Genomic DNA, 906 nt, shown 5'->3' on the forward strand with positions numbered 1-906 from the left:
AAAAAACAAAGTACACCACAAAATGCGCCAACTTCCCCCGGAAGCACAATGCGAAGTAGCAGATTATGTTGAATTTCTGTTGTATAAATACGGAATGAATATGCCACAGCAGAAGCCGCATCCTTACGCCGGTTGTATGAAAGGCACCGTTGTTTGGATGAGTGACGACTTCAATGAGCCGTTGGATGATTTCAAAGAGTATATGTAAATGAAATTGCTGATAGACACCCAATCGTTTATTTGGTTTATTGAGGATGATGCAAAATTGCCCTCCGGTATTTGTGCAACAATGAATGATGTAACGAGCACTCTTATTGTCAGCATAGCAAGCCTTTGGGAGATGACCATCAAAATGAGTTTGAGCAAACTAAAATTATCCGGCAATATCGAAACAATGATAAATAGGGCTATAATTGCCGGTTTTGAGATATTGCCCATCAAGTCTGCTCATTTGATGGAATTGTCCAAATTGGATTTTGTGCATAAAGACCCATTCGACCGACTTATCATAGCCCAAGCAGTATCTGAACATATTTCGCTGATTAGCTCTGATAGTGTGTTCAAATTATATCCTGTTCAGTGGATTTGGTAGCAATGCAAAAATTTAATGCGTTGCCCCTGATAGACTGAACTTACCAATTATACACGCCGGTTACTTCTGAGAAACACTGCTGCTTCTTTCAAATCGCCTCCCAGAGGATTTTGCTTTGCCAAGCGAATTTCCAACCGGTCAATTTGCGGAAAAGCGAGGTGGATTTGGCGCAAAATTCGCCCCGCCACGTGCTCAATGAGGTGGGACGGAATTGCCATTTCGCGCGCAATCAGCTCATAAATAGTGGCAAAACTGATGGTGTCGCTCCATTCGTCGGCTTGTGTCTCGCGCGGGGAGGCAACAACAATGTTCAA

General features: G+C 42.9%; 3 protein-coding genes. 2 read left to right on the plus strand and 1 reads right to left on the minus strand.

Annotation, left to right across the window (positions count from 1 at the left end; genetic code table 11):
• Both vapB and ASC50_RS01500 read left to right on the plus strand, forming a co-directional pair.
• Window positions 1-208: type II toxin-antitoxin system VapB family antitoxin (gene vapB, locus ASC50_RS01495; protein ID WP_226995319.1), on the plus strand; the 208-nt coding region annotated here is incomplete at its 5' end.
• A complete protein-coding gene (locus ASC50_RS01500) occupies window positions 209-592 on the plus strand; it encodes a type II toxin-antitoxin system VapC family toxin (protein WP_055431784.1) in 384 nt (127 codons plus the stop codon).
• 47 nt (window positions 593-639) lie between these two features.
• On the opposite strand, the gene ASC50_RS01505 is transcribed toward ASC50_RS01500, so the two are convergent.
• Window positions 640-906: dihydroneopterin aldolase (locus ASC50_RS01505; protein WP_158648264.1), on the minus strand; the 267-nt coding region annotated here is incomplete at its 5' end.

Source organism: Candidatus Symbiothrix dinenymphae (assembly GCF_001431085.1).

Coding starts and splice junctions, on each gene's coding strand:
- ASC50_RS01500 (WP_055431784.1), top strand. CDS start 209: ATGAAATTGCTGATAGACACCCAATCGTTTATTTGGTTTATTGAGGAT.